Source organism: Polynucleobacter sp. MG-28-Ekke-A2 (assembly GCF_035012985.1).
Classification (GTDB): Bacteria; Pseudomonadota; Gammaproteobacteria; order Burkholderiales; family Burkholderiaceae; genus Polynucleobacter.
This window is the reverse complement of record NZ_JAYGQU010000002.1, coordinates 111,043-136,449: the sequence shown is the minus strand read 5'-3', so window position 1 is coordinate 136,449 and position 25,407 is coordinate 111,043. Positions and strand designations below refer to the sequence as shown.

General features: G+C 46.1%; 24 protein-coding genes. 10 read left to right on the top strand and 14 right to left on the bottom strand.

Annotated features, from left to right (window positions below; genetic code table 11):
- Positions 1 to 71 precede the first annotated feature (71 nt).
- Positions 72 to 1,076: a polyprenyl synthetase family protein gene (locus VC188_RS02415; protein WP_323482899.1), complete on the top strand. Its 1,005-nt coding sequence runs from the start codon at positions 72 to 74 to the stop codon at positions 1,074 to 1,076.
- Here VC188_RS02415 and VC188_RS02410 read toward each other — a convergent pair.
- Positions 1,073 to 2,008, bottom strand: coding sequence for a reductase (locus tag VC188_RS02410; protein ID WP_323482898.1), 936 nt, complete (start codon positions 2,006 to 2,008; stop codon positions 1,073 to 1,075). The genes VC188_RS02415 and VC188_RS02410 overlap by 4 nt on opposite strands.
- A gap of 56 nt (positions 2,009 to 2,064) precedes the next feature.
- Here VC188_RS02410 and VC188_RS02405 point away from each other — a divergent pair, with 56 nt between their 5' ends.
- Positions 2,065 to 2,832 (top strand): fumarylacetoacetate hydrolase family protein, encoded by a 768-nt coding sequence (locus tag VC188_RS02405; RefSeq protein ID WP_215321384.1) that lies wholly within the window; start codon positions 2,065 to 2,067, stop codon positions 2,830 to 2,832.
- Positions 2,833 to 2,904: 72 nt separating this feature from the next.
- Here the strand turns inward: VC188_RS02405 and VC188_RS02400 are convergent, their stop codons facing one another.
- Together VC188_RS02400 and VC188_RS02395 are read right to left on the bottom strand one after the other, a co-directional pair.
- Positions 2,905 to 3,924, bottom strand: coding sequence for a 2-dehydropantoate 2-reductase (locus VC188_RS02400; protein WP_215321383.1), 1,020 nt, complete (start codon positions 3,922 to 3,924; stop codon positions 2,905 to 2,907).
- A gap of 105 nt (positions 3,925 to 4,029) precedes the next feature.
- The gene (locus VC188_RS02395; protein WP_323482897.1) at positions 4,030 to 5,445 is read right to left on the bottom strand and encodes a sodium:solute symporter family protein; all 1,416 of its coding nucleotides are present in this window, start codon (positions 5,443 to 5,445) and stop codon (positions 4,030 to 4,032) included.
- Between the two features lie 118 nt (positions 5,446 to 5,563).
- Between VC188_RS02395 and VC188_RS02390 the strand changes: the two genes are divergently transcribed.
- Positions 5,564 to 6,538, top strand: coding sequence for a squalene/phytoene synthase family protein (locus VC188_RS02390; RefSeq protein WP_323482896.1), 975 nt, complete (start codon positions 5,564 to 5,566; stop codon positions 6,536 to 6,538).
- Between the two features lie 6 nt (positions 6,539 to 6,544).
- On the opposite strand, the gene VC188_RS02385 is transcribed toward VC188_RS02390, so the two are convergent.
- Complete coding sequence (locus tag VC188_RS02385) at positions 6,545 to 6,949, bottom strand: methylated-DNA--[protein]-cysteine S-methyltransferase (RefSeq protein ID WP_323482895.1); 405 nt, start codon at positions 6,947 to 6,949, stop codon at positions 6,545 to 6,547.
- 226 nt (positions 6,950 to 7,175) lie between these two features.
- Between VC188_RS02385 and VC188_RS02380 the strand changes: the two genes are divergently transcribed.
- Genes VC188_RS02380 through zapD form a run of 6 tightly spaced genes read left to right on the top strand, consistent with a single transcriptional unit; the run spans position 7,176 to position 12,486 of the window.
- Entirely contained in the window at positions 7,176 to 8,468 is a 1,293-nt protein-coding gene (locus tag VC188_RS02380; protein ID WP_323482894.1) for an HlyC/CorC family transporter, read from the top strand.
- Entirely contained in the window at positions 8,465 to 9,544 is a 1,080-nt protein-coding gene (locus tag VC188_RS02375; protein ID WP_323482893.1) for a GspE/PulE family protein, read from the top strand. The genes VC188_RS02380 and VC188_RS02375 overlap by 4 nt, the downstream gene beginning before the upstream one ends.
- Positions 9,535 to 10,581, top strand: coding sequence for a type II secretion system F family protein (locus VC188_RS02370; RefSeq protein WP_323482892.1), 1,047 nt, complete (start codon positions 9,535 to 9,537; stop codon positions 10,579 to 10,581). The genes VC188_RS02375 and VC188_RS02370 overlap by 10 nt, the downstream gene beginning before the upstream one ends.
- Entirely contained in the window at positions 10,581 to 11,081 is a 501-nt protein-coding gene (locus tag VC188_RS02365) for an A24 family peptidase (protein WP_323482891.1), read from the top strand. The genes VC188_RS02370 and VC188_RS02365 overlap by 1 nt, the downstream gene beginning before the upstream one ends.
- Positions 11,036 to 11,722 carry a dephospho-CoA kinase gene (gene coaE, locus VC188_RS02360; protein WP_215321375.1) on the top strand — a complete coding sequence of 229 codons (687 nt, stop codon included), beginning with the start codon at positions 11,036 to 11,038 and terminating at the stop codon, positions 11,720 to 11,722. Before VC188_RS02365 ends, coaE begins: the two co-directional genes overlap by 46 nt.
- Before the next feature lie 11 nt (positions 11,723 to 11,733).
- Positions 11,734 to 12,486: a cell division protein ZapD gene (gene zapD, locus VC188_RS02355; protein WP_215321374.1), complete on the top strand. Its 753-nt coding sequence runs from the start codon at positions 11,734 to 11,736 to the stop codon at positions 12,484 to 12,486.
- On the opposite strand, the gene VC188_RS02350 is transcribed toward zapD, so the two are convergent.
- The 6 genes from VC188_RS02350 to secA form a co-directional block, all read right to left on the bottom strand.
- The gene (locus VC188_RS02350) at positions 12,483 to 12,899 is read right to left on the bottom strand and encodes an NUDIX domain-containing protein (protein WP_215321373.1); all 417 of its coding nucleotides are present in this window, start codon (positions 12,897 to 12,899) and stop codon (positions 12,483 to 12,485) included. The two genes, zapD and VC188_RS02350, sit on opposite strands and share 4 nt — an antisense overlap.
- 9 nt (positions 12,900 to 12,908) lie before the next feature.
- Positions 12,909 to 13,766 (bottom strand): ATP-binding protein, encoded by an 858-nt coding sequence (locus VC188_RS02345; protein ID WP_323482890.1) that lies wholly within the window; start codon positions 13,764 to 13,766, stop codon positions 12,909 to 12,911.
- Between the two features lie 15 nt (positions 13,767 to 13,781).
- Positions 13,782 to 15,017: a bifunctional glutamate N-acetyltransferase/amino-acid acetyltransferase ArgJ gene (argJ, locus tag VC188_RS02340; RefSeq protein WP_215321371.1), complete on the bottom strand. Its 1,236-nt coding sequence runs from the start codon at positions 15,015 to 15,017 to the stop codon at positions 13,782 to 13,784.
- A gap of 83 nt (positions 15,018 to 15,100) precedes the next feature.
- The gene (locus tag VC188_RS02335; protein WP_323482889.1) at positions 15,101 to 17,224 is read right to left on the bottom strand and encodes a xanthine dehydrogenase family protein molybdopterin-binding subunit; all 2,124 of its coding nucleotides are present in this window, start codon (positions 17,222 to 17,224) and stop codon (positions 15,101 to 15,103) included.
- 14 nt (positions 17,225 to 17,238) lie between these two features.
- Positions 17,239 to 17,697: a (2Fe-2S)-binding protein gene (locus tag VC188_RS02330; RefSeq protein ID WP_323482888.1), complete on the bottom strand. Its 459-nt coding sequence runs from the start codon at positions 17,695 to 17,697 to the stop codon at positions 17,239 to 17,241.
- 173 nt (positions 17,698 to 17,870) lie between these two features.
- Entirely contained in the window at positions 17,871 to 20,636 is a 2,766-nt protein-coding gene (gene secA / locus VC188_RS02325) for a preprotein translocase subunit SecA (protein ID WP_323482887.1), read from the bottom strand.
- A 54-nt stretch (positions 20,637 to 20,690) separates the two neighbouring features.
- Between secA and VC188_RS02320 the strand changes: the two genes are divergently transcribed.
- Complete coding sequence (locus VC188_RS02320) at positions 20,691 to 21,188, top strand: hypothetical protein (protein ID WP_216154367.1); 498 nt, start codon at positions 20,691 to 20,693, stop codon at positions 21,186 to 21,188.
- Between the two features lie 21 nt (positions 21,189 to 21,209).
- Here VC188_RS02320 and lpxC read toward each other — a convergent pair whose 3' ends face one another.
- The 4 genes from lpxC to ftsA all read right to left on the bottom strand — a co-directional run bounded on the left by lpxC (position 21,210) and on the right by ftsA (position 25,403).
- A complete protein-coding gene (gene lpxC, locus VC188_RS02315) occupies positions 21,210 to 22,124 on the bottom strand; it encodes a UDP-3-O-acyl-N-acetylglucosamine deacetylase (RefSeq protein WP_323482886.1) in 915 nt (304 codons plus the stop codon).
- Between the two features lie 47 nt (positions 22,125 to 22,171).
- On the bottom strand, positions 22,172 to 22,672 hold the full coding sequence (locus tag VC188_RS02310; RefSeq protein WP_215321366.1) for a peroxiredoxin: 501 nt from the start codon (positions 22,670 to 22,672) through the stop codon (positions 22,172 to 22,174).
- 112 nt (positions 22,673 to 22,784) lie between these two features.
- Complete coding sequence (gene ftsZ / locus VC188_RS02305) at positions 22,785 to 24,125, bottom strand: cell division protein FtsZ (RefSeq protein ID WP_216154365.1); 1,341 nt, start codon at positions 24,123 to 24,125, stop codon at positions 22,785 to 22,787.
- Between the two features lie 48 nt (positions 24,126 to 24,173).
- Positions 24,174 to 25,403: a cell division protein FtsA gene (gene ftsA, locus VC188_RS02300; protein WP_215321364.1), complete on the bottom strand. Its 1,230-nt coding sequence runs from the start codon at positions 25,401 to 25,403 to the stop codon at positions 24,174 to 24,176.
- Positions 25,404 to 25,407 lie beyond the last annotated feature (4 nt).

The window sequence follows — 25,407 nt, the reverse complement described above, 5'->3', positions numbered from 1 at the left end:
TGAAACCTCAATTAATATCTACATTTAAGCTAATCCACCCTGGACCAGCTAAGCCCATTATTATATCTTGCATGACGAGCACTGTCAAAACCAATGACTTAAGCCAAATTCTGGCCCCAATTGCCTTAGATTTCAAGGCCTTAGACGAGGTTATCCGTCAGCGTTTAGCCTCAAAAGTCGCCTTAATTGACCAAATCTCGAGCTATATCATCCAGGCAGGCGGCAAGCGGGTCAGGCCCGCCCTATTGATGCTAGTAGCTAAAGCATTAGCCAATGGCAAAGAAACTCCTCACATCCTGGAAATGTCGGCTGTAGTTGAATTCATCCACACCGCTACCCTGCTTCATGATGATGTAGTTGATGAATCTACTCTCAGAAGAGGTCGCGAGACTGCCAATGCCGCTTTTGGCAATGCTGCCAGTGTTTTAGTAGGCGACTTCTTATATTCCCGAGCCTTCCAAATGATGGTTGGCCCAAATGACCTTCGAGTCATGCAAATTTTATCAGACGCAACCAACACGATTGCCGAGGGCGAAGTTTTGCAACTTCTCAATATGAATGACCCGGAAGTAGATGAAGCAAGTTATTTACAGGTTATTCGTTACAAAACGGCCAAGCTTTTTGAAGCCTCTACTGAGCTTGGCGCCATCCTAGCCAACGCCTCCGATACGCAACGCGAACAAGCTGCTGCATTTGGACGTCACATCGGTACGGCTTTTCAGTTAATGGATGACTTGCTGGACTACACCGCTAATGCTGCACAGATGGGAAAAAATGCCGGGGATGATTTACGCGAAGGTAAGCCTACGCTGCCACTGATTTACTTGCTAGAAAACGGTAGTAATGAAGAACGTCTTTTAGTGCGCGCAGCAATTGAACAAAACCAAGATTTACCAGATGATGTGTTTGCACAAATCCTTGCCGCCGTCCAAAACTCTGGCGCTCTAGATTATACACAAGCAGCAGCCAAGCGTGAGGCCGACCTGGCCTTAGCCTGCCTAAAAGACTTCCCATCAAATGAAGCTAGTGCTGCGCTGGAAGCTCTGTGTGCCTACTCTCTTACGAGGCAAACTTAAGATCCCAAAGTATTTAATCTGAGTTCACGCGCAGTCATTCGGACCTGTTCCACCTCTTCACGCAAACGTGCAATTTCTTGCGGCAATAACTGCTCTAGATTGGAATAATCTAGTTTCCACGAAGGATCTTCTGACCATACCAATGGTGATTGAACCGTTGTGCGGGCTGCAGGAGCAGACTCCAAAAGCCGTAATGCCAACTCAAAATTCAAATCCTGAGAAGGCACATCATTTGGTTTTGCAGCCGCATTACCTAACGGAAAATCACTAAACATTAGTCGTGGCACCCCACAATATTCAACAATGTCTTTAGCGGCACCCATCACGACTGTTGAAATGCCTGCAGCCTCTAAGTAACGCGCTAATAAACTTTGGCTCTGATGACATATTGGGCAGTTCGGAATTAATGCCACTACATTGACACCGTCGGCTTTTATCATCTCTAAAACGCGGGGGGCATCAATCTCTAATGTGTGGCGCTGACTTCGATTGGTCGGCAAGCCATAGAAGTTTTCTGAAACCTCACCTATCCTTCCATCTGCAAGCGCTCGTTTAGCAGCGTCCAGCGGAAACCAACAATTGCCGTCTTCCATATCGGCATTCTTGCGATCAACCCCAACATGGGCAATTCGTAAATCGATACTTCCTTCGATCGACTGTTGATAGGGCTGATAAAACTTGGCTGCAGCATTGTAAGGAGCGCCTTGGCCTTGATGTCCTTTACTGGGGTCATGAGGAACGGCCGTAGTAATGAGACCCAAAACAGATTGCGCAAGTGGTTTTTTCAGCGGAGTAAATGGTATATCAATATAGTGAGCCCATACATACGGATTCTCATAGCCTAAACCCAAGTAGTAGCTGCGGGTGCGCTCTATATAGCGAATCGGCTGATCCCGTTCTGGTGCAAATATGAGTTCAGAAATCTTAGACATCAATCCATCCCTGTAAGATATTGCATATCAAATATTTAATCTCATAGGAACTCATTATGGCTCAGTGGCTTAGATTTCAGCATCAAGGAAAAAGTGGTTTAGGACAAGTACAGGGCGACCAAATCGCAGTGTATGAGGGTGACTTATTTAAAGGACCCAAGGCCACAGGCGAAACACTCAAGCTGGCTGATGTAACGATTGATATCCCATGCACTCCTTCCAAGATGGTTGCCATGGTCGACAACTTCCATGCACTGGTAACGAAGCTTGAGCATGCCGTACCTGCAGAGCCTTTGTACTTTCTCAAGGGAAATAACTCCTTCTTAGCCGCCAACCAAGTGATTCGTACCCCCAAGTCCTATTCCGGAAAAGTTGTTTATGAAGGAGAGCTTGGCATTGTGATTGGCAAGCGCTGTCATGAGGTCGATGAGGCGGAAGCAGCTCAAGCCATCTTTGGCTATACCTGCATTAATGATGTTACCGCGATTGAAATCCTGAACCGCGACCCTGGTTATGCACAGTGGACTCGCTCTAAGAGTTTTAATACCTTTGGCGTATTCGGCCCTTACATCACTACCGATGTAGATCCGAGTAAGCTAACGATCAAAACCATTCTCAATGATCAAGAGCGTCAAAACTATCCGATTGCGGACATGATTTTCGCACCCGCAAAATTAGTGAGCCTCATTTCCCAAGATGTACCGCTTGAAGCTGGAGATATCATTGCTTGCGGCACTTCCGTTGGTGTGGGCTCCATGAAGCCTGGTAGCAATGTCAGCATCATTATTGATGGGGTTGGCCAACTAGATAATCGCTTCGAATAATTTCTATCCCCACAAAAAAACCCTTGCTATGTTCAGTAGCAAGGGTTTTTTGTTTCAAGAAACTTTACTTTTTTAGTAGCCTGATACTGATGGCAATGCCAAGCTACCTTTAGAGGCCTGGACGTTTTCATCCAAGTATTTAGTCAAAGCAAATACGGTATTCAAGCAAGGTGTTGGGGTTTGGGTGATCTTGCCCAGCTCAATCACTGACCCCAATAAAGCATCAATCTCTAAGCTACGACCCGCTTCCAGGTCTTGCAACATGGAAGTTTTGTGTTTACCGACTTTTTCAGCACCAGCGATACGACGCTCGATATCCACACGGAAAGTCACACCCAACTTCTCGGCAATCGTCTGCGCTTCGGCCATCATGTTGCGAGCCAACTCTTTGGTCAATGGGTATTGGCAGATGCCTTCCAAGGTTCCATGCGTCAAAGAGCTAATTGGATTGAAAGTCATATTGCCCCATAGTTTGAGCCAGATCTCAGAGCGAATGTCATCCAGAATAGGAGACTTAAATCCAGCTGCGCCCATCATCTCCGATATCTTCTGAATGCGCTCAGTCGTTGTGCCATCCAGCTCACCCAATGGAAAGCGATTACCTTCAACGTGACGAATCACGCCAGGCGCTTGAGTAAAGGTTGCTGGATAGACTACGCAACCAATAATGTTATTTGGGTTAATGGCATTCTTAGCGATACCACCAGCATCCACTGTTTCCACTGAATGATCTTGATATTCACCGCTCAACTTCTGGAAATACCACCAAGGAATTCCGTTCTGCATTGGGATCAAAATAGTTTCGGGACCCATAATGGCCGCCAAATCATCAATGATCGGCTCTACTTGATGAGCCTTCACCGCAAGAATCACAACATCAGGAGTCTCGGCATCACCAATTTTTTCCACCGCTTTAACTTGGGCAACCAAAGGCTCTGGTTGGTCATCCATAATTAAAGCTAGGCCACGCTCTTTAATTGCGGCCAAAGTAGCACCGCGCGCAACAACCGTTACCTCATTGCCCGCTCGCGCCAACATGACAGCTAAGTAACCGCCAATAGCGCCACCCCCGCCGATCACACAGATTTTCATAGGAACTCCATAAGAATAAAAAATTTTGTATTACTGTCATATTAGAGGAGATCATTTTGCGGTGCAATATATTCTTAGTTGCATCATTTTTAAGCAGATCATGCTCTAAACAGCCTTTAATGAGTCTTTCGGTACGAGGCTACCTAAAATCATGCCTGCGATGCTAGCAAATAGACCAGCTAATTGGGGCGGCAATATGGCATTCGGAGCCAAAGTCTCACAACTGATCCAAATCGTTAAGCCTCCAACGACGGCCAATAATCCGCCCAAGGAGTTCGCTCTAGGCCAATAAACCCCAAACGCTAATGGCACAAATGCGGCAACTAGAGTCACTTTATAGGCACTCTCCACCATCTTAAAAATAGACAGCTCCGAGTTCACCGCAAAGAAAGTGACCACTACAGCAAAACATAAAACCGTAATCCGCATGACCTTTAACAAATCATGATCAGATAAATGTTTGAAAAAACCTCGCACAATATTTTCAGCAAACGTTACCGATGGCGCTAATAAGGTAGCGCTGGCACAACTCTTAATGGCTGAGAGGAGTGCACCAAAGAACATCACCTGGGCAATAAGAGGTGCGTGGTTCAGAATCAACTTAGGCAAGATCATCTGTGGATCAGTGGTGAGGTATTCCTTGACCAAATCCGGACTAATCAAGGTTGCCGAGTAAGCCAAATACATGGGTACAAATGCAAAAATAAAATAGAGCACTCCGCCTAGCAAAGCTGCTTGGACAGCAATGTTCACATTCTTAGATGAGGTAATTCGCTGAAAGACATCTTGCTGCGGAATAGATCCCAACATCATGGTGCATAAGGCAGCAACGAAGCCCAAGATCGAAGCTAAATTCATATCTGGCCAGAAGTTACTAAATTGGCCACCGGCGGCTGCATGCTCAATCACCACACCAATACCGCCAGTCTGCGAGGTCATCTCACCACCGATATAGAGCATGCCGACCACAATAATGATCATCTGAATGAAGTCCGTAATAGCAACCGACCACATCCCGCCAAATAAGGTGTACATCAATACACTAGCAGCACCAATCATCATGCCGCCCGTCTGAGAAATGCTTCCTTCAGAGACAACATTAAATACCAATCCTAGAGCTTTAATTTGTGCAGCAACCCAACCCAAGTAAGAAACAACAATACAAAGAGTGACTAAAACCTCAACTGTGCGGCCATACTTCTCGCGAAAAAAATCACCGATAGTGAGCATGCGACGGTTATAAAGATGGCGAGCAAAAAACAGTCCCACCAAAATTAAACAAAGAGAGGAACCAAAGGGATCTGCAACCACTCCCCCCAATCCTTCTTTTAAAAAAGTGGCCGGAATTCCTAAAACGGTTTCAGAGCCAAACCAGGTTGCAAATACAGTGGCGGTAACAATGGGCAAAGGTAGGCTATGGCCAGCCGCAGCAAAGTCAGCAGTATTTTTGACTCTTAGGGCTGCCCATAAGCCAATGCCGACCGAGATAACCCAGTAAATAATGACAAACCAAATTAGCACGCCCAAATACTCCTTGTGAAATTTGATGAAATTATATGGCTATGTCACTTTTGGTAGTTAGCAAAAAGTACCCATTTGGATCACTCCACGTTGAGCATTGGTCTGACATAATTCAAGAGTGAGAACACCCGAACAATCCCCGACATTGAGTCCATCAGCCGATCTGGCCTACCAAAAGGCTATTTTGGGATCTGTCTCGCGTACTTTTGCCCTTACCATCCCACTTCTACCACCAAGCATCGAAAAGGTAGTCGGCAACACCTATTTGCTATGCCGCATTGTTGACACTATTGAGGATGCCGCAGATTTAAGCCCACAGAGCAAGCAAGCTCTTTCGGCGCTGTTTTTGGATGCAGTGCTTGAGAGGGCTCCAGTTGAGGCATTTGTTGCACCCTGCCTCAACGCATTAAAAAATTACACCAATCAAGATGAGTTGGATTTAATTTCTCATACACCCACTGTTCTGCGAATTTTGCATACCTGCTCTACCCAGGATCAAGCAGCAGTCAGTCGTTGCGTTTCCATCATGTCTGAAGGAATGTCGTGCTTCCATGGAAGACAAAACCAAGCCGGCCTTCAAGATCTTGCTGAGTTTGAACAATATTGCTATGTCGTGGCAGGGGTAGTTGGCGAACTGCTAACAACCATCTTTAGCAACCATTCCCAGGCCTTCAAAGAAAAAATGGCGGGGCATGAAAATTTGGCAATTGCATTTGGTCAAGCACTACAAATGACCAATATTCTTAAAGACTCACCAGAGGATAAGGCCCGCGGGGTCTCCTGGAAGCCAATCAATGTTAGTCATGAAGCACTTCTCAGGCTTGCCTATGAAAAGCTCCGGGAATCTCTGCATTACATTCTGTTGATTCCTAAACAGGAACAGGGTATGAGACGTTTCTGCTTTTTGGCTTTTGGTTTGGCGGTAATGACTCTGTCAAAGGTTGCAGATCGTAAAGAATTCGACAGTAAAGATGAAGTAAAACTTTCTAGAAACACTGTCATGAGTTTCTACGGCTTTACAAAGTGGGCCGTTAAAAGCGATATGGTGATGAAGATTTTTTTCAACCTTAGTAGCAGATCACTCGCTAAATAAGCAAACCTACAAAGCGCCTTCATGCCTTAAAAGCCAGAGCTTAATTTGGCGATACAGACCTGGGGAGTTTTCTTTCATAAAGCCACCAATACCTTGGGCTGACACGACTCGATGGCATGGTGCAATTAAGGGGTAGGGATTGGCACCGCACGCTGTGCCTAATGCACGCGCCCCACTCTTGATCTTTTTAGCTACATCACCATAGGTTCTTGTTTTTCCAGCAGGTATGTCTTGGATACTAGTCCACACTTTTCTTTGGTGCTCAGTACCCGCGGGTTTTGTGGGTAAGTCAAATTGCCAATGAGGATCCTGAAAGTAAGCCATGCACTGCCGCGCAACCTCTTTAGCCAGCTGATTCTGTGGAGCGATTAAAACCGTGTTGGCTGGCAAATAATCCATTCTAGAAAGCATTAGGCTACCCTCCACCATTTCCGTCGAAATGCCCAGACACCCAAAAGGCGCCGCAATAACACAGTAGTTAGCGCCATTTGAGCTCAAAGGGGTTGGTATGGAGGCCATATCAAGTGATTCTCACATAAATAAACAAGAGGGATGACAGATATTTATTCCATGGCTATAGCTTGAGAAATGCCACTTTGCTATATTGACTCATCCTTACTTTTTTCAGGCAGACCTCATGGACACCTTTTTTGACGATTGGCCGCTTTATGTCCAAGTTGCTCTAGTCCTATTTTTACTTGCACTCTCTGGCTTTTTCTCGATGGCAGAAACCAGCATGCTGTCCTCCAATCGTCACCGTCTACGTGCAATGGCCAATGGTGGCAATGCAGGTGCAGCGCTAGCTGACAGACTCCTAAAGCGTATTGACTCCTTGTTGTCGGTGCTGCTGATTTCGAACAACCTGATCAATACCGTTCTTCCTATTCTGGTTACGGGGATTGCTCTGCATATTTTTGGTGATAGTGGTCTCGTACTCTCAATTGCTACTTTAGTTGTTGCCCTACTCATCATTATTTTTAGCGAGATTACCCCGAAGGTCATTGGTGCCGCTTTTCCAGAAAAGATTGCCTCCAATGTTGGCTGGTTTATTTTGCCCCTGACTTTTGTATTGAAACCGCTGCTTTGGTTTATCAATAACTTTGTTTCTGGTCTTATGAAAGTATCTGGCCTGCAATCCTCTTCTGATAGCAGGGCTATGAGTAAAGAAGAGTTACGCAGCCTCGTTTTGGAGTCAAATCGTTTTGTCTCCAATCATCATCGCAACATCCTGCTCAACTTATTCAATTTAGAAAACATTACTGTTGATGATGTGATGACACCCAGGTCCAAGATTGAAGTTTTGGATCTCTCAAGACCTATTAATGAAGTAGTCCAACAATTGGAGACTTGCTATCACAATAAATTACCCGTTTGTGATGGTGACTCTGAACGTATTGTCGGAATCCTTTCTGTCAAAAAGGCTTTGACTCTGCTAGGTGACACCGACCTTGAGCATGAAGACTTTAAGGTGTTATTAAATGAGCCTTACTTCATCCCGAGTAGCACCCCCGTATTGCAGCAAATGCAATTTTTCCAAGATAACCAACAACGCTTAAGTTTGGTTGTAAATGAATATGGCGAAGTTCTGGGACTAGTCACTTTTGAAGATATCGTCGAAGAACTTATTGGGGAATTCACGACCTCTTTCTCCAACCTCTCAACTGATCCTCATTGGCTCCCCAATGGAACCTATCTAGCAACAGGTGGTGCCTCACTACGAGATCTGAATCGCTTACTCAACCTTAGCCTCCCTTTAAATGGTCCGCGCACCTTAAATGGACTCATTCTCGAAAAACTCGAGGCCATCCCCGATCATGATGTCAGCATTCGCATTGCTGGCATCGTCATGGAAATTGTTCAATTTGACGAGCATAGTGTTAAAACAGTGAAGCTTTATCGTCCCGCCATTCGGACTCCAGAACAAGATTGAGCGTTACCGCTGATGACTCACTGATCATTCGCACTTGGTATGAAATCGCTACATATGCCCTAGATGCTCGAGCGAGTGATATTCATATAGAGGCTGGAGTCCAAGCCACACTCATTCGTATTCGGGTCGATGGCCTGCTACAAGTACAGTCGCATTACCCGATTGAATTTCATGACCGCCTCATCACACGTATCAAAGTGCTGGCGCGCTTAGATATTGCAGAAAAACGCCTGCCGCAAGATGGACGCCTTTGCATTGGCCATAACTTTTCCAAACCCAATATTGATTGCCGGGTCTCAATCTTGCCAACCCTTCATGGAGAAAAGGCGGTTGTTCGCATACTACCCAGCTGCGTAGAGGAGCTTGATCTTCAAGACATTGGCCTCCTCTCGGAACAACTCGAGATATTTCAGCAAGCCCTTGCTCAATCCAGCGGGCTGATCCTAGTGACCGGGCCAACTGGGAGCGGCAAGACTCGAACGCTCTATAGCTGCCTGCGTCAGCTCAATCAAAATCATCGCAATCTTTGCTCGATAGAAGACCCCATTGAAATTCGTCTTGCTGGAGTCAACCAAGTAGCCTATCACCCCCGGGCAGGCTTGGATTTTCCAACAATCATTCGCGCCCTTCTTCGGCAAGACCCGGATGTCATCATGATCGGGGAGATTCGAGATACCGCTACAGCCCAACTTGCTATTCAGGCGGCACAAACTGGGCATCTCGTTCTCAGCACCTTACATACCCGAAATGCTTGTGGGGTAGTTCCTAGACTTGGCCATCTAGGAGTAGATCAACAATCTTTAGAGTCCTGTCTCTTAAGCGTCAGCTCACAGCGCCTCGTGCGAAAAACTTGCGCTCAATGTCTTGGATTTAAGATCAAAAATAACGTGCCATGTTCATTCTGCAAAGGCAATGGCTACCTTGGGCGCATTGGGGTTCATGAAGTACTAAGCAAAACCCATTTGTTTAACTCGTCTACTTCATACCTCAACATGCGAGATGCCGGATTAATGCATATGCAAGCGGGCCTTATTAATCAAGCAGCCCTAAATGCAGAAGTGGGCACATGGCACTAAGCAAGCAGAATCAACTTCATTTTGCTGAGCAGCTTGTAACATTGCTAGAGGCAGGCCTACCAATCCTCAATGCGATTGAACTTGTTTATTCAACCGCCCCAAAGACCTGGATTCCTTGGGTGACTAGCATTCACACCCAGCTCAAAAAGGGTGAAAGTTTTTCTCAATGCTTGCGCGCCCAAGAAAATCTATTCTCTATGGAATTTATTAATCTCATTCGGGTTAGTGAGCGTACTGGTGACTTTCATCTGGCGCTAAAAACCATCTGCCAGCAACTTGAGGCCCAAATTGAATTACGTCGAAAAATTCAACAGGCAATGAGTTATCCCGCCATCACCCTTACTAGCTCTTGCCTTCTAGTGATAGTGATGATGATTTGGGTTGTGCCCGTCTTTAAGGATGTTTTTGCTCATTTTCAAGCGGAGTTGCCAGCTCCGACTAAAGTGTTAATTCAGGCATCGTCATGGTTTGAAGCGTTTTACCTCGAAATCGCGATAGCCTTCATTGGCTTTGCCATGCTTTTTAGTCTTGCATGGTCTAGGATCCCCAAAATACAAAAGCACTGCGATAGACTGAGCTTCTCTATACCCATCATTGGCCAGCTCCTAAGATTGGCCACTCTGACCTACTGGTGCCGGACATTAGGTCACCTCCTGAAGTCTGGATTACCCCTTCCAGATGCATTGAGGGTTACCGCACAATCATCTAACCACTGGCTTAGCCATGATTTCAGCGCAGATATATTCAAACACCTTACCCGTGGCTGGTCACTCGGAGATGCCATATCAAAAGCAGATCCCAAACGCCTGCTATTTGATCAGGAAACATTGCAGCTCTTACGAATAGGATCTGAAAGTGGTGCGCTCGCTGAAATGCTACAAAAGCGCGCATCGATATTGGGCTCTCAATTAAGCAATCGCTTAAATACCCTAAGCCAAAGCTTGGAGCCCTTGTTAATCATTATCGTTGGACTCATTATTGGAAGTCTGGTCATAATCTTATATCTCCCCATCTTTAACCTAGGACAGATTGTTTAATGGGTAATTTTGTCTTGCTCGACTGGATCCGAATATGCCTGATAGCGATCTTGGTGTACTTAGCTTATTTCGATTTGCGCACCTTTCGCTTGCCTGATGTCATCACCTTACCACTCATCTTGCTGGGTCTCTTGTTTAATGGCCTTTCAAATCAAAGCTTCATTTCTTTTCAAAACGCAATCATTGGAGCGGTCCTAGGCTACACCAGTCTTTGGCTCCTCAATCTTCTTTATCGGATAGTCAAAAAGCAAGATGGGATTGGAATGGGAGATGCCAAACTATTGGCAGCCTTGGGCGCTTGGCTTGGCTGGTTTGCATTACCCAGTATTTTGCTAATGGCATCCCTGACCGGACTGATTGGCGGCATTATTTGGCTGCAATGGAATAAACAAAATCATCGCTCAGCTTTTCCGTTTGGCCCTTTCCTGGCTATTGCTGGCATCATTGAGTTGTTATGGCCACAAACCCTACAAACCCTTCTTCTGAGCAAGCCGGTCTAGACATCCTAAAAGGGCATGTACCCTTTGTAGGTCTTACTGGAGGTATTGGCTCAGGAAAAACTGCCGTGAGCGATCAGCTCGCTCAACTGGGTGCGGGCATTGTCGACACTGATCTCATCGCCCATCAGATCACCGCCCCAAATGGAGTGGCTATCCCCTTCATTCAAAAGCAGTTTGGCTCTGAGTTTATTGACTCAAGCGGGGCTTTAGATAGAGTCAAGATGCGTAGTCTAGTATTTTCCGAGCCGGTAGCTAGGCAATCTTTAGAAGCAATCACCCACCCCCTCATAAGGGAAGAATCCATTCGGCAAACCAAACGGCTGATAGAAAAAAAGGTTCCTTACCTTGTTTTTGTAGTGCCCCTGTTGATTGAATCAGGTAATTGGGCACCCCTTCTGGATTACCTCGTAGTCGTGGACTGCCCAGAGGAAACTCAAATTGAACGAGTGATGCAGCGCAGCAAATTACCCAAAAACGAGGTAGAGAGAATTCTGAAGGCTCAAGCCAGCAGAGAAGAGCGTATTGCCAGGGCGGATATGGTCATTGAGAATCAGGGCTCTCTTGAGAACTTAAAAACTGAAGTTTTAAAGTTGAACGAAAAAATCTTACAGATTCAGAAAGATCGCACCAGTTCGTCATAGAATATGGGCTTGTGATTGTTTACGAATACCCCTTTAACGAATTAGTTCGAAGCATGCTTCGACTGGAGTATTTGTTCGCCCGCTTTAACCACTTTGTCCGCTCTGATGACCCAGAGTTGCACCACAATGCCATCTCTGTTTTGTTTGATCTTGGTGACATCGGTGCACGCGGTGACATCAAGTCTTTACTACTCAAAGAATTTGAGCGTCAAAAATATGCACTTAATGGATTGAAGTCGTCACAAAAGGTTGATCAAGAGGCGCTGACACAAACTCTCTCAGAAATTGATTCCGTTGCTAGCAGTATTAATCAATCAACAGGCAGACCCAACTCTGTGATTACAGAAAGTGAATGGTTAAATGCGATTCGCACCAGATTAAATATTCCAGGTGGCACCAGTCCAATTGATTTGCCTAGTTATCATGCCTGGAAAAATAGTCCATCATCTGAGCGGCGTGAATTGCTTGAAAAATATGTTGGACCACTCTTGCCATGGCATGAGGCATGCCAATTATTTTTACGACTGTTACGTCAATCAGGTGAGGCTAAAGATGTGGTCGCACACAATGGATCTTTTCAGCAAGCTCCATCGGGCAAGGTGTATCAGTTAATGCGCATTGCCGTAGAAGACGATGCTTTGTTTTCTGAAATTAGCGCAAATAAATATTTACTCTCAGTTCGCTTCTTAAAGTCCGAACGCGATAAAAAAGCACAGCTGGTAAATGCTGACGTGCCATTCAAACTCACCCTCTGCCAGTTTTAAGTCAAAAGAGCTCTTAGCCTTTCCAGCATGGGCCAGGCGGCCGGCAATAAAGGTTCAACGCTAGGCTTTTCGGCAGCAAGTAACTCCCACGATAAGGCTTGATTCTCACAACCTTTGGGAACTCCTCTCCAATCGCGAATAATGCTCACATGCAGGCGAACATAGGCATGGGGGTAATCATGCTCTAGAACGGTAAGCTCTTCACTAGATTGAATATCAATGCCGAGCTCTTCTTGAAGTTCACGCTTCAGCGCCTCGAAAACAGTTTCCCCTTTTTCGATTTTTCCACCTGGAACTTCCCAGTAACCAGCGTAGGGTTTGCCTTCAGGTCTCTGCCCTAAAAGATAGCGTCCTTCAGAATCCAGCAAGATTCCAGCTGCCACTTCAGTAACTGGGCGATTGATTTCACTCATCAAAAAATCTTAAGATTTTGAACCTGCCCAATGCTTAGCAAATTGCCAAGCAACACGACCAGAGCGTGAGCCACGCTCCAATGCCCAGACCAAAGCTTCTGAACGCGCCGCTTCAATTTGCGCAGCACTTAAACCAAAATGCTGCAACCAATGCGCCACGATCGCCAAATACTCATCTTGTTTTGGCGGGTAAAAAGACAACCAAAGACCAAAGCGCTCTGATAAAGAAATCTTTTCTTCAACCACTTCACCAGGATGAATTTCACCATCATCGTTATGAACGTAGGTCTCGTTATCCTTCATATACTCAGGTAATAAATGGCGACGATTAGAGGTGGCATAAATCAAAATATTGTCGACTTGCGCGGAGACAGAGCCGTCTAAAGCTGATTTCATAGCCTTATAGCCAGATTCACCATCCTCAAACGAGAGGTCATCGCAAAAAATAATAAAGCGCTCTGGACGCTCAGCCAAAAGCTCAGTAATGTCAGCTAAATCGGCCAAATGCTCCTTCTCAACCTCAACCAGGCGCAAGCCTTGGCTCGCAAACTCATGCAAGCTCGCTTTGATCAGCGAGGACTTTCCTGTTCCCCTGGCACCAGTCAACAAAATATTATTAGCTGGCTTTTTCTGAATAAAGTTTTTGGTGTTATCGCGGATGGCATCACGCTGACGATCGATATTTTGTAAATCCTCAAAAGTAATATCTGCAACGTACTTGACGGGCTGCAAAAACCCAATGCTGCCAAAAATACTATCACGTCGACGCCATCTATATGCAGTAGAAGATTTCCACTGTTCCTCAGTCAGGGGCTTCGGTAAAAAAGTATCAAGATGGTCTAAAAGACGGTCTAATTTTTCATTCATATTGCGGATGGTCTTTTATGAGCGGTAATCTGCATTAATGGATACATAGTCATGCGATAAGTCACAAGTCCATATGGTTTGTGTAGCGCTGCCGCGACCCAAGTCAATCTTGACGGTGATCTCTGGGGCCTGCATGACCCTCTGACCATCAGCTTCCAGATAATCAGGATTGCGCCCACCATTTTTAGCAACCCAAACATCGCCCAGCCACATTTGTACGCGACCCACATCTAAATCGGTGACGCCTGCGTAGCCAATCGCTGCCAGGATGCGACCTAAATTAGGGTCGCTTGCGAAGAAAGCGGTTTTTACTAATGGGGAATGGGCAACTGCCTTAGCAACCAAGCGGCACTCCTCAGAAGTCTTGCCACCAAGCACTTCGATCGTCATAAATTTAGTTGCCCCTTCGCCATCGCGCACAATCATTTGCGCTAGCTTTCTAGCTAATGCAATTAATGCATCTCGCAAGATCGCATAACTAGGTTCGTTCGCTGATTGAATTTGCACTGACGACTGACCCGTCGCCATAATGATGAAAGAATCATTAGTGGATGTATCACCATCAATGGTGATCGCATTAAATGAAAGGTCCGCTATCTCACGAGTAAGACCACTCAAGAGGCCAGACGCAAATCCAGCATCAGTAGCAATAAATCCCAACATGGTTGCCATATTGGGATGAATCATGCCAGCGCCCTTACAGATACCGGTAATGGTCACCAATCCTGCAGGTGTTTGCACAGTTGCTGAAGTAGCTTTAGGCTGAGTATCCGTAGTCATGATGGCTTCAGCCGCATCAAACCAATTGTCCTCGCTAAGGTTTGCCACTGCCTTTGGCAAAGCGCTAATAATTTTCTCAATCGGGAGCGGCTCAAGAATGACCCCAGTTGAGAATGGCAGAATCTGCCCTGGATGAATCTTCAGATCCTTAGCCAAAGCTGCGCAGGTTTCTAAGGCGTGCTTCATACCAGATTCACCAGTCCCAGCATTAGCATTGCCGGTATTCACCACGAGGGCTCGGATTTCACCATTACGACCCTCTTGCGCCAAATGCTCGCGACAAACTTGCACTGGAGCAGCGCAAAAGCGATTTAGAGTAAAAACGCCAGCGACCTGGGAACCAGGAGCTAAAGTCATCACCAATAAATCTTTACGATTTGCCTTCTTAATACCAGCTTCGGCGATGCCCATCTCAAAACCTTTAATAGGCTTTAATTCGGCTTTTTGGGGGAGGGGTAAGTTAACAGTCATAGTCTGATAATTGTAGATGAGGCTCAAAAATAAAGCGCACCTTCTGGGCGCGCTTTATTTTGGTTAAAACCCCATTACAGATACTACGCCTTGATTGGCAACTCCCGAATCCGCTTGCCAGTTGCTGCGGCGATTGCATTTACTAGAGCTGGGGCCACTAAAGGCACTCCAACCTCACCCAAACCACCCGGCTTTTCCTGACTTGGCACCAAATGCACCTCAACTACTGGCACTTGATTTTGTCGCAAGCTAGGGTAATTATTGAAGTTGTTCTGCTGAACCCTGCCATTCTCGATTGTGATTTCATTGCTCAAGGCTGCACTCAAGCCGTAAATCACGCCACCAGTGAGCTGCGCCCTTGCTTGATCAGGATGTACCGTAATTCCGCAATCAGAAACGAACGTAATTTTCTTAACCTTGGTCTCTTTAGCCGCAGGATCCAATTCAAGTATGCAAGCAGAATAAGTGTCATAACACTCCATCTGTGCAACACCAAAACGCTTACTGCCAGGAACGTATCCAGACTTTTTCACCGCCAATTCAAGAACAGCTTTTGCTCGTGGGTGTTTGCTTAAAGATGCCATGCGATATGCAACAGGGTCTTTACCAGCAGCTTTAGCAGCTTCATCCACAAAACTCTCAATTGCAAATGCATTGAGAGCATTACTGACTGAGCGCCAATAACCTACTCGAAGTCCGGTATCCGTAATCACGTTAGTAATTTCTAGATTGGGAATCTCATAGGTAATATTGTTCGAGCCTTCCACCATGAATGGATCAAAACCATCTTTCACAAAACCAGGAAAGGCTCGTGCTGTCACTGACTGAGAAACCATTTTGGCTTTCAAGGAAGCCAACTGACCATTGGCGCCCAAGATTCCATCCACCTTATGAACACTCATAGGACGATAGAAGTCATGAGTAATGTCATCTTCCTTAGTCCAGAGCATCTTGACTGGCATGCCAGCCGCCTTAGAAATTTCAGCGGCTTGACGAATAAAGTCCAGCTCTAACTTGCGGCCAAACCCACCACCCAGGAAGGTGGTTTCAATCGTGACATCTTCTGGCTTAACCCCAGCAGCAGCTGCAGCTACCGCCTGCCCACCTTGCTGAAACTGAATTGGGCCAATAATTCTGCACTTGCCATTAGATACATCAGCAGAGCAGTTCACAGGCTCCATAGTGGAGTGGGCTAAGTATGGCAAAAAGTATTGGGCACTCAACGGCTTGCCATTTACAACGGTAGCGTTAGCATCACCCACTGTTTTAATCACAGCACCTTTTTTAGATAAACCTTCTTCTAAGGATTTACGAACAACAGCATTGCTCAGGTTCGCATTAGAGCCTTCATTCCAGGTAATTTTCAGGGCATCCCTACCCTTACGCGCTGTATAAAAATCTTTAGCCAATACTGCAACGCCATCCGAAATCTGGACAACTTTAATCACTCCAGTTACCTTCATTGCAGCGGAAGCATCAAAGGATGTAGGCGTACCTCCAATAACAGGGCATTGCGCTAAGGATGCAATTGCCATACCTGGAATCTTGACGTCAATTCCATAAACTGCTTTACCAGCAACTTTACTTGGCGTATCCAAGCGACGCATTGTTTCTTTGCCAATCACCATAAAATTCGCAGGCGACTTTAGGGCTGGTTTTTCTGGAAGGGGTAGCTTAGCTGCATCTGCAGCCAATTCACCATAGGTAGCTGACTTGCCACCTGAATGGGTTACCTTGCCATTCATAGCTTTACAGTCGGCAGCAGAAACGTTCCAACGTTGGGCTGCGGCCTGAATTAAGACTGTACGAGTTGCAGCTCCAGCAGTTCTTAATTTATCGAAGGCCTCACGAACTGAAGTTGAGCCTCCAGTAATTTGGCCACCCAACATCGCATTAATATAAACAGGAGCAACTCCGGCAATCTGCACCTGAATCATTGAGAGAGGTAAGTTTAATTCCTCAGCTAGCAAAGCTGGCAAAGAGGTGTATACGTCTTGGCCCATCTCTGAGCGAGCACAAATGAGGGTAATTTGATTATTGGGAGTAATTTGTACCCAAGCGTTTGCTAAGGCAGGCTTTGCAGTATCCCCTACTGCAGCTTCACTTGCCAGCGGCAGATGCATCCCGATAACAAAGACACCGCCAAGAGCGGCGCTTTGCTGAATAAATTGCCGACGGCTGTTACTTTTTAAAGATTGATTTTTCATGTGATCATTGCCCTTTATGCCAATTTATCTGCAGCGCGTTTGACTGCTTTTTCGATACGGGAATAGGTACCGCAGCGACAAATATTTCCGCTCATGGCATTTTTAATATCATCACTACTAGGCTGTTTTTTCTTTGCCAATAAATCGGCTGCAGACATCATTTGCCCAGTCTGACAATATCCACACTGAGGCACATCGAACTCGATCCAAGCGTCTTGAAGTGCTTTCCCAACTTTTGCCGTTAAACCCTCGAGAGTGGTAACTGACTTACCACCGGCAACGGATACAGGGGTAGAGCAAGAACGGATGGCAGCACCCTCTAAATGCACGGTGCATGCACCACAAAGTCCTGCGCCACAGCCATACTTTGGACTCGTGACATCTAAATGGTCTCGTAAGACCCAGAGAATCGGTGTTTCAGGATCCCCATCGAAATTAACGGCTTTACCATTGAGAGTAAAAGACACGGCCATAACGCCCCCTAAGTTAAATTTGAGATTTTGTAGACGAAGCAAACATTTTTGCACTTACAAATCATGACAGATCTCAGGGTCTCTAGGGGTATTAAATTATTAGGGATTCCACCAAGAAAAATGGCCCAGATAAATCTGAGCCATTGAAGCACTGTCGTGTGAAGATTAAAAATCTAAGCTAAGGCGCCGTGGCAGTTCTTGTACTTCTTACCGCTACCGCACGTACAAGGATCATTGCGACCCACCTTTGGACCTGTGCGCAGAGGTGCAGGCTGAATATCAATAGCGGCACCACGATCACCCGTTGATCCAGCAACCTCTTTCTCGGGATCGGCATGCTGATACTGGACATCAGAAAGCTTAGCCAAATCGTCATTCATCGACTCGGATGCCTGATCTAATTCATTGGCACTACGAATCTGAACCGTCATGATGTTTTTCACAACGTCATTTTTGATGACATTGAGCAATTCACCATACAGCTCAAATGCTTCACGGCGGTACTCTTGCTTAGGATCTTTCTGCGCGTAACCGCGCAAATGAATGCCCTGCCGCAAATGATCCAAAGCAGCCAAGTGCTCACGCCAGTGGCTATCCAAGCTATACAAGAGAACGGAGCGCTCAAAGCCTGCAAAAGATTCACGCCCAGAGAGTTCGACCTTTACATCGTAAGCTTCTTTAGCGGACTGCAATACACGGTCAACGATTTCTGCATCATCTACAGTCTCGGCACCTTCAACCCAATTTCTGAGGTCAATTGTGAGGCCCCACTCACTGGCTAAAACGTTTTCCAGCCCAACTAGGTCCCACTGCTCTTCCATAGACTCCAGAGGAACATAAACCGAGCAAACGGAACGTAAAACATCTTCGCGCAAATTAGCAATTAACTCGCCAATATCAGCACTCTCAAGCACTTCATTTCTGAGGCGGTAAGTTTCTTTACGCTGATCATTAGCAACGTTGTCATATTCCAGCAATTGCTTACGAATATCAAAGTTGCGACCCTCAACCTTGCGTTGAGCAGACTCAATAGAGCGCGTCACCATACCCGCTTCAATCGGCTCGCCATCAGGCATCTTGAGACGCTCCATCACTGAACGTAAACGATCGCCTGCAAAGATACGTAGCAGCGGATCATCCAATGAAAGGTAGAAGCGGGAAGAGCCAGGATCACCCTGGCGGCCTGAACGACCTCTTAACTGGTTATCGATACGACGACTCTCGTGTCGCTCGGTGCCAATGATATGTAAACCACCCGCAGTGAGTACTTGGTCATGAATGCTTTGCCACTCGTCCTGCAACTGCTTAATTTTGGCTGCTTTATCAGGATCGGCTAGTGCGCCGTCAGCCTCAATCAAAGAGGACTGCTTGCCGACGTTGCCGCCAAGCACGATATCAGTACCACGGCCTGCCATATTAGTAGCAATCGTGATCATTTTTGGGCGACCAGCTTGAGCAATAATTTCTGCTTCGCGAGCATGCTGTTTTGCATTTAAAACTTGGTGCGGTAATTTGCGCTGATCTAATAGATTCGCAATCAACTCAGAGTTTTCAATCGAAGTAGTACCCACTAATACTGGCTGGCCACGTTCATAACAATCTTCGATATCTTTAATCACCGCGTCATAGCGTTCGCGAGATGACTTATAAATCTGATCTTGCTTATCTTTTCTTTGGCTAATACGATTTGGCGGAATCACAACTGTTTCCAAGTTGTAGATTTCTTTAAATTCATACGCCTCAGTATCGGCAGTACCAGTCATACCGGCTAACTTGCCATACATGCGGAAATAATTTTGGAAAGTAATCGTCGCTAAAGTTTGATTCTCATTCTGAATCTGTACACCTTCTTTAGCTTCTACAGCTTGATGCAATCCATCAGACCAACGACGACCTTGCATTAAGCGGCCAGTAAATTCATCCACGATGATCACTTCACCATTCTGAACAACGTATTGTTGATCGCGGTGATATAGGGTGTGTGCGCGCAGAGCGGCGTACACGTGATGCATCAAAGTAATATTTTGTGGCGCATAGAGAGAGTCACCATCATTGAGCGCACCCAATTGAACCAATATAGACTCAGCCTTGTCATGACCTTGTTCGGTCAAATAAACCTGCTGAGACTTCTCGTCTACCCAGTAGTCGCCTGGTTTCTCGACACCTGTGCCATCAGCCTTCTCTTCGCCAATTTGACGTTCTAAATGAGATGGCAGAGCATTAATCTTGACATAAAGATCGGTGTGATCTTCAGCCTGACCAGAAATGATTAATGGGGTACGAGCTTCATCAATCAGAATGGAGTCGACTTCGTCAACGATCGCATAAGCCAAACCGCGTTGAACGCGCTGATCCAAATCCTGAACCATGTTGTCGCGTAAGTAATCGAAGCCAAATTCATTATTGGTGCCGTAAGTAATATCAGCGGCATAAGCTTCTTGCTTAGTGGTGTGATCCATTTGAGATAGATTCACACCTACCTTCATACCCAAGAAGTTATACAACTTAGACATCCATTCAGCATCACGCTGCGCTAAATAATCATTCACCGTAACAACATGAACACCTTTACCAGTTAAAGCATTCAAATAGACCGGAAGAGTGGCTGTTAAGGTTTTTCCTTCGCCTGTACCCATCTCGGCAATCTTGCCTTGATGCAAGGCTAGACCACCCAGAATCTGCGCATCAAAGTGGCGCATCTTCATGACGCGTGTACTAGCCTCACGAACTACCGCAAATGCTTCTGCAGCAATATCATCTAAGGACTCTCCAGCGGCAAGGCGTGACTTGAATTCTGCAGTTTTTGCAGCAAGTGCAGAGTCATTCAAAGATTGCAGGCTCGCCTCAAAAGTGGCGACCTTAGCAACGACTTTGCGATACTGTTTTAAGAGGCGGTCGTTACGACTGCCGACCAGGGTTTTAAGAAGACCGATTACCATGGGATATTGAAGAAAATTAAGTCCTTGAGTTTATCACCCGCAAGCCCATTTTTTATGAACTTTAGCCCCAAATCATCCCGCAAGCCCTCAGCTCACGACTGGATGGATTACCTACGTGAATCCGATGGTCTTGGGGGAATTTTGGCTAAAACCGAAGATCTAGCCAAACTCAAGACAATTATTAACTCAGCCCTAACGAAGCTTGATTTAAACCATCTGAGCCCAAAAATTGAAGCTGGTTGGCGCTCTGGCTCACAGGATGAGCTATTTTTACTGGTCAGCAGTGCGAGCATCGCCAGTCGCTTACAGCAAATATTACCTAGTCTAATCAATGAGTTAGGTAAATCTGGCTTATCCTGCAAGGCAATAAAGGTGCGAGTAAAACCCGCTCCACCCGCTTGGGAAGTTAAACCTCGCCAAGATCAGCGTGAAAAGCCAAAAGGGCTAAATGAGGTTGCCAAAAAATCCTGGGAGTCCCTATTAGAGAAGTTAGGGCCTGACTCTGGTTTACGCTCCTCCATCGAGAAGCTGTTGAAAAATAAACCAAAGTAGACGAAAACTACTTCGGGCCCCTTAGAAAAAGAGGGGCTGGCTTTCCTGGGAATAAGCGCCTGGAGCCTTATTTTCAGCAAAGGAGCTGATTTCATAAGAGCTAGGGTCTTCCAAAAGCTTCCGCAAAAGTGCGTTATTGAGAGCGTGCCCAGATTTCTCTGCAACATAAGCTCCCACAATAGGGTGTCCGATGAGATACAGGTCGCCAATCGCATCTAAAATTTTGTGCCGCACAAATTCATCCTCATAACGAAGTTCCTCGTTATTTAAAATGCGGTGCTCATCTAAAACAATCGCGTTATCTAAGCTGCCGCCACGCGCCAATCCCATTTCACGCAATGCTTCAACTTCATGCGCAAATCCGAAAGTACGTGCACGACCAATTTCACTGCGATAGGCTTGTTCTGCAAAATCGACCACAAAGCGTTGGCCTGTTTTATCTACCGCCGGATGTTTAAAGTCAATCGTGAAATCTAACTTGAACCCAAAGAATGGCTCTAAGCGCGCAAGCTTATCGCCCTCACGAACCTCTACTGGTTTTTTAATCACTACAAATTGACGTGGCGCCTCTTGCTCTGCAATGCCAGCAGATTCAATTAAGAATAAGAATGAAGCGGCGCTACCATCCATGATGGGCACTTCTTCACCATCAAGCTCTATCAATAAATTATCAAGACCAAGACCAGCACAGGCTGAAAGCAGATGTTCCACTGTGGAAACACGCACACCATCCTTCTGAATAACAGAGGCCAATCTTGTGTCACATACAGCTAAAGCGGTTGCAGGAACAACCGACTGTTCGGGTGTATCCACTCTGACAAACTGAACCCCTGAATTTACTGGCGCAGGCTTGATAGAAATCGTCACCTTGCGACCAGAGTGCAAGCCAATCCCCACGGTCTTAACCGGAGTGGCAATGGTGCGCTGCTTCATCATGTTTAGGTATTTAAATTCAGGGGGTATTTGTTATATAAGACTTTGAATTACAGCTTTTTCAAGATGGAAGCGGCATCACTCACTTCAAACTTACCTGGAGCTTCGCGGTCAAGAGACTTTACAACACCATCTTCAATAATCATGGCATAACGATCTGAGCGAACACCAAAACCACGAGCAGTTAGATCTAACTCTAAACCAAGCTTTTTGGTGAACTCAGCACTGCCATCACCCAACATGCGAATCTTTTTGCCAACCTTTTGATCGCGTCCCCATGCGCCCATCACAAATGGGTCATTTACAGAAACACACCAAATCTCGTCAACGCCTTTAGCTTTAATCGCATCGTAGTGCTCAACGTAACCGGGCACGTGCTTAGCAGAGCAAGTTGGTGTAAATGCACCAGGCAATGCAAACAACACAATCTTTTTGCCAGCTACTAGCTTTTCAACTTCAAAAGCATTTGGCCCTAAGGAGCAGCCTTCGGTCTCTTCATTCATAAATTCATAAAGAGTAGCGTTCGGTAATTTTTGTCCAACAGCAATCATGACATCTCCAATAAATAATTGTTAGTAAGCATGCCAACGCAAGCGCGGGATTCGTCGTCCGGAGGGGCGCCGCGCTGGCATTTCGCAATTACCTATTGTATTAAGCAGTTAATTAATCTGCTTGTTTACGTAAAAAGGCTGGGATTTCATAGTAATCAGCCCCTTTGTCCAACATAGATTTAGCCTGAGGAGAGCTATCCGCACCTAATGTAGGCGCAGGAGTCGCCTCACGAGAGCTACGAAAAACCCGTGGCAAGTCATATTGGCTATAGTCAACACCAGTACTTGCCGATTGAGTTGCCATTGCTGGAGCACTACCTGTTCCAGTGAGAGCCAAACCTGCGCTAGTACTTAAAGCAGAATCCACACTGATCTTGCTCATTGCTGCTGATGCGCTAGCAGGAGCAAAGCTATTGAGGTCTGCCATCGTTGGCATTGCATCATGAGTACCAGTAGCTTGTCTCCAAACCACTTCAGGTTGGTTGTTTTTACGTGCTTGAGGATTATTCAAACCAGTAGCAACCACAGTTACACGTAAGGCATCGCCTAGGCTTTCATCATAAACGGTACCAAAGATTACGGTTGCATCATCAGCGGCATAACCACGAATCGCTGCCATGACTTCGCGAGTCTCAGATAACTTCAATGAACGGCTAGCTGTAATGTTTACCAATACGCCACGTGCACCTGACAGATCAACACCTTCAAGCAATGGTGATGCCACCGCAGCTTCAGCAGCTAAGCGTGCACGGTCCATGCCAGAAACAGTTGCCGTTCCCATCATGGCTTTACCTTGCTCACCCATTACTGTTTTAACGTCTTCAAAGTCAACGTTGATCAAGCCCTGAACATTGATGATTTCTGCAATGCCAGATACTGCGTTATGTAACACATCATCGGCACAAGCAAATGCCTTATCGAACTCAGCATCTTCACCCATCACTTCAAAGAGTTTTTCATTAAGCACAACAATCAATGAATCTACATATGACTCAAGCTCTGCTGCACCATTTTCAGCAACCTTCAAGCGCTTTACACCCTCAAAGTCAAAGGGCTTACTAATGACACCAACCGTCAAAATGCCCATTTCTTTAGCTACTTGAGCCACGATTGGGGCCGCTCCAGTTCCTGTGCCGCCACCCATACCAGCAGTGATGAACACCATGTGGGCGCCTTGTAATGTATCGGCAATGCGAGCACGTGCTTCTTCAGCAGAAGCTGCGCCGATTTCTGGTTTGGCACCAGCGCCTAATCCGCTAGAACCCAGTTGCAAATTCACAGATGCCTCAGAACGCTGTAAAGCGCCAGCATCGGTGTTCATGCAAATGAACTCTACGCCGTTAACACCGCGACGGATCATGTGCTGGACAGCATTGCCACCAGCGCCACCGACTCCAACCACTTTAATAATGGTCTTGCCAGCTGTTTCTTGATCTAACATTTCAAATTCCATATACCCTCCTAGGTAAATACGTACTACATTGACGACGACGAAAAAAACTTAAAAATTTCCTGCAAACCATTCTTTCATGCGCGATATAACACCTTGCAACGCGCCTGATTGAGAAACACGACGACCGCGCAATAACTGCGCTTGGCCTTCCATCAGCAAACCTATGCTGGTGGCATATCTGGGACTACGTAAGACTTCATGGAGATGGCCACGGTATTCAGGGGTACCAATACGGGCAGGCCTTAGGAAGACTTGTTCTGCCAACTCCACCATGCCCGGCATTAATGCGGTGCCACCTGTTAAAACAATTCCCGAAGAAACCATATCTTCGTAACCGGAGTCACGCACTACCCCTCTTACCAACGTAAATAACTCTTCAACACGCGGCTCAATGACTGCAGCTAATGCTTGCTTAGACATCGGGCGTGGCTCACGATCACCCACACCAGGAACATCAATCATTGCGGTTGGATCAGCCATCTCTTGACGAGCAATGCCGTGTGCAATCTTCAAATCTTCCGCATCAATCGTTGGTGTACGTAATGCCATCGCAATGTCATTAGTGATCTGATCGCCCGCAATAGGAATCACTGCTGTGTGACGAATCGAACCCTGGCAATAAATTGCAATATCGGTTGTACCACCGCCAATATCAACCAATACCACACCAAGCTCTTTCTCATCTTCGGTTAATACCGCCAAGCTAGATGCCAAAGGCTGCAAGATGAGGTCATTCACTTCGAGGCCACAACGACGCACACACTTCACAATATTTTGTGCTGCGCTTACGGCGCCAGTAACAATATGTACCTTCACCTCTAAGCGAAGACCGCTCATACCAATTGGCTCGCGTACATCTTCTTGGCCATCAATAATGAATTCTTGAACCAGGATGTGCAAAATCTGTTGATCTGTTGGAATGTTGATTGCTTTAGCCGTCTCCAATACGCGCTCAACATCACCAGAACCAACCTCTTTGTCGCGTATTGCAACCATACCGCTGGAGTTAAAGCTCACAATGTGGTTACCCGCGATACCTGTAAATACTTGGACAATCTGGCGATCGGCCATTACCTCAGCCTCTTCAAGCGCCTTCTGAATCGACTGAACGGTTGCCTCAATATTGACTACAACACCCTTCTTTAGTCCCTTCGATGCAGTTTGACCAACACCCACTACGTTGAATTGACCATCCGGAGCTAATTCAGCAACCAGGGCAACCACCTTGGAAGTTCCAATATCTAAACCAACCAAAATATCGCGATTGTCTTTACTCATTACC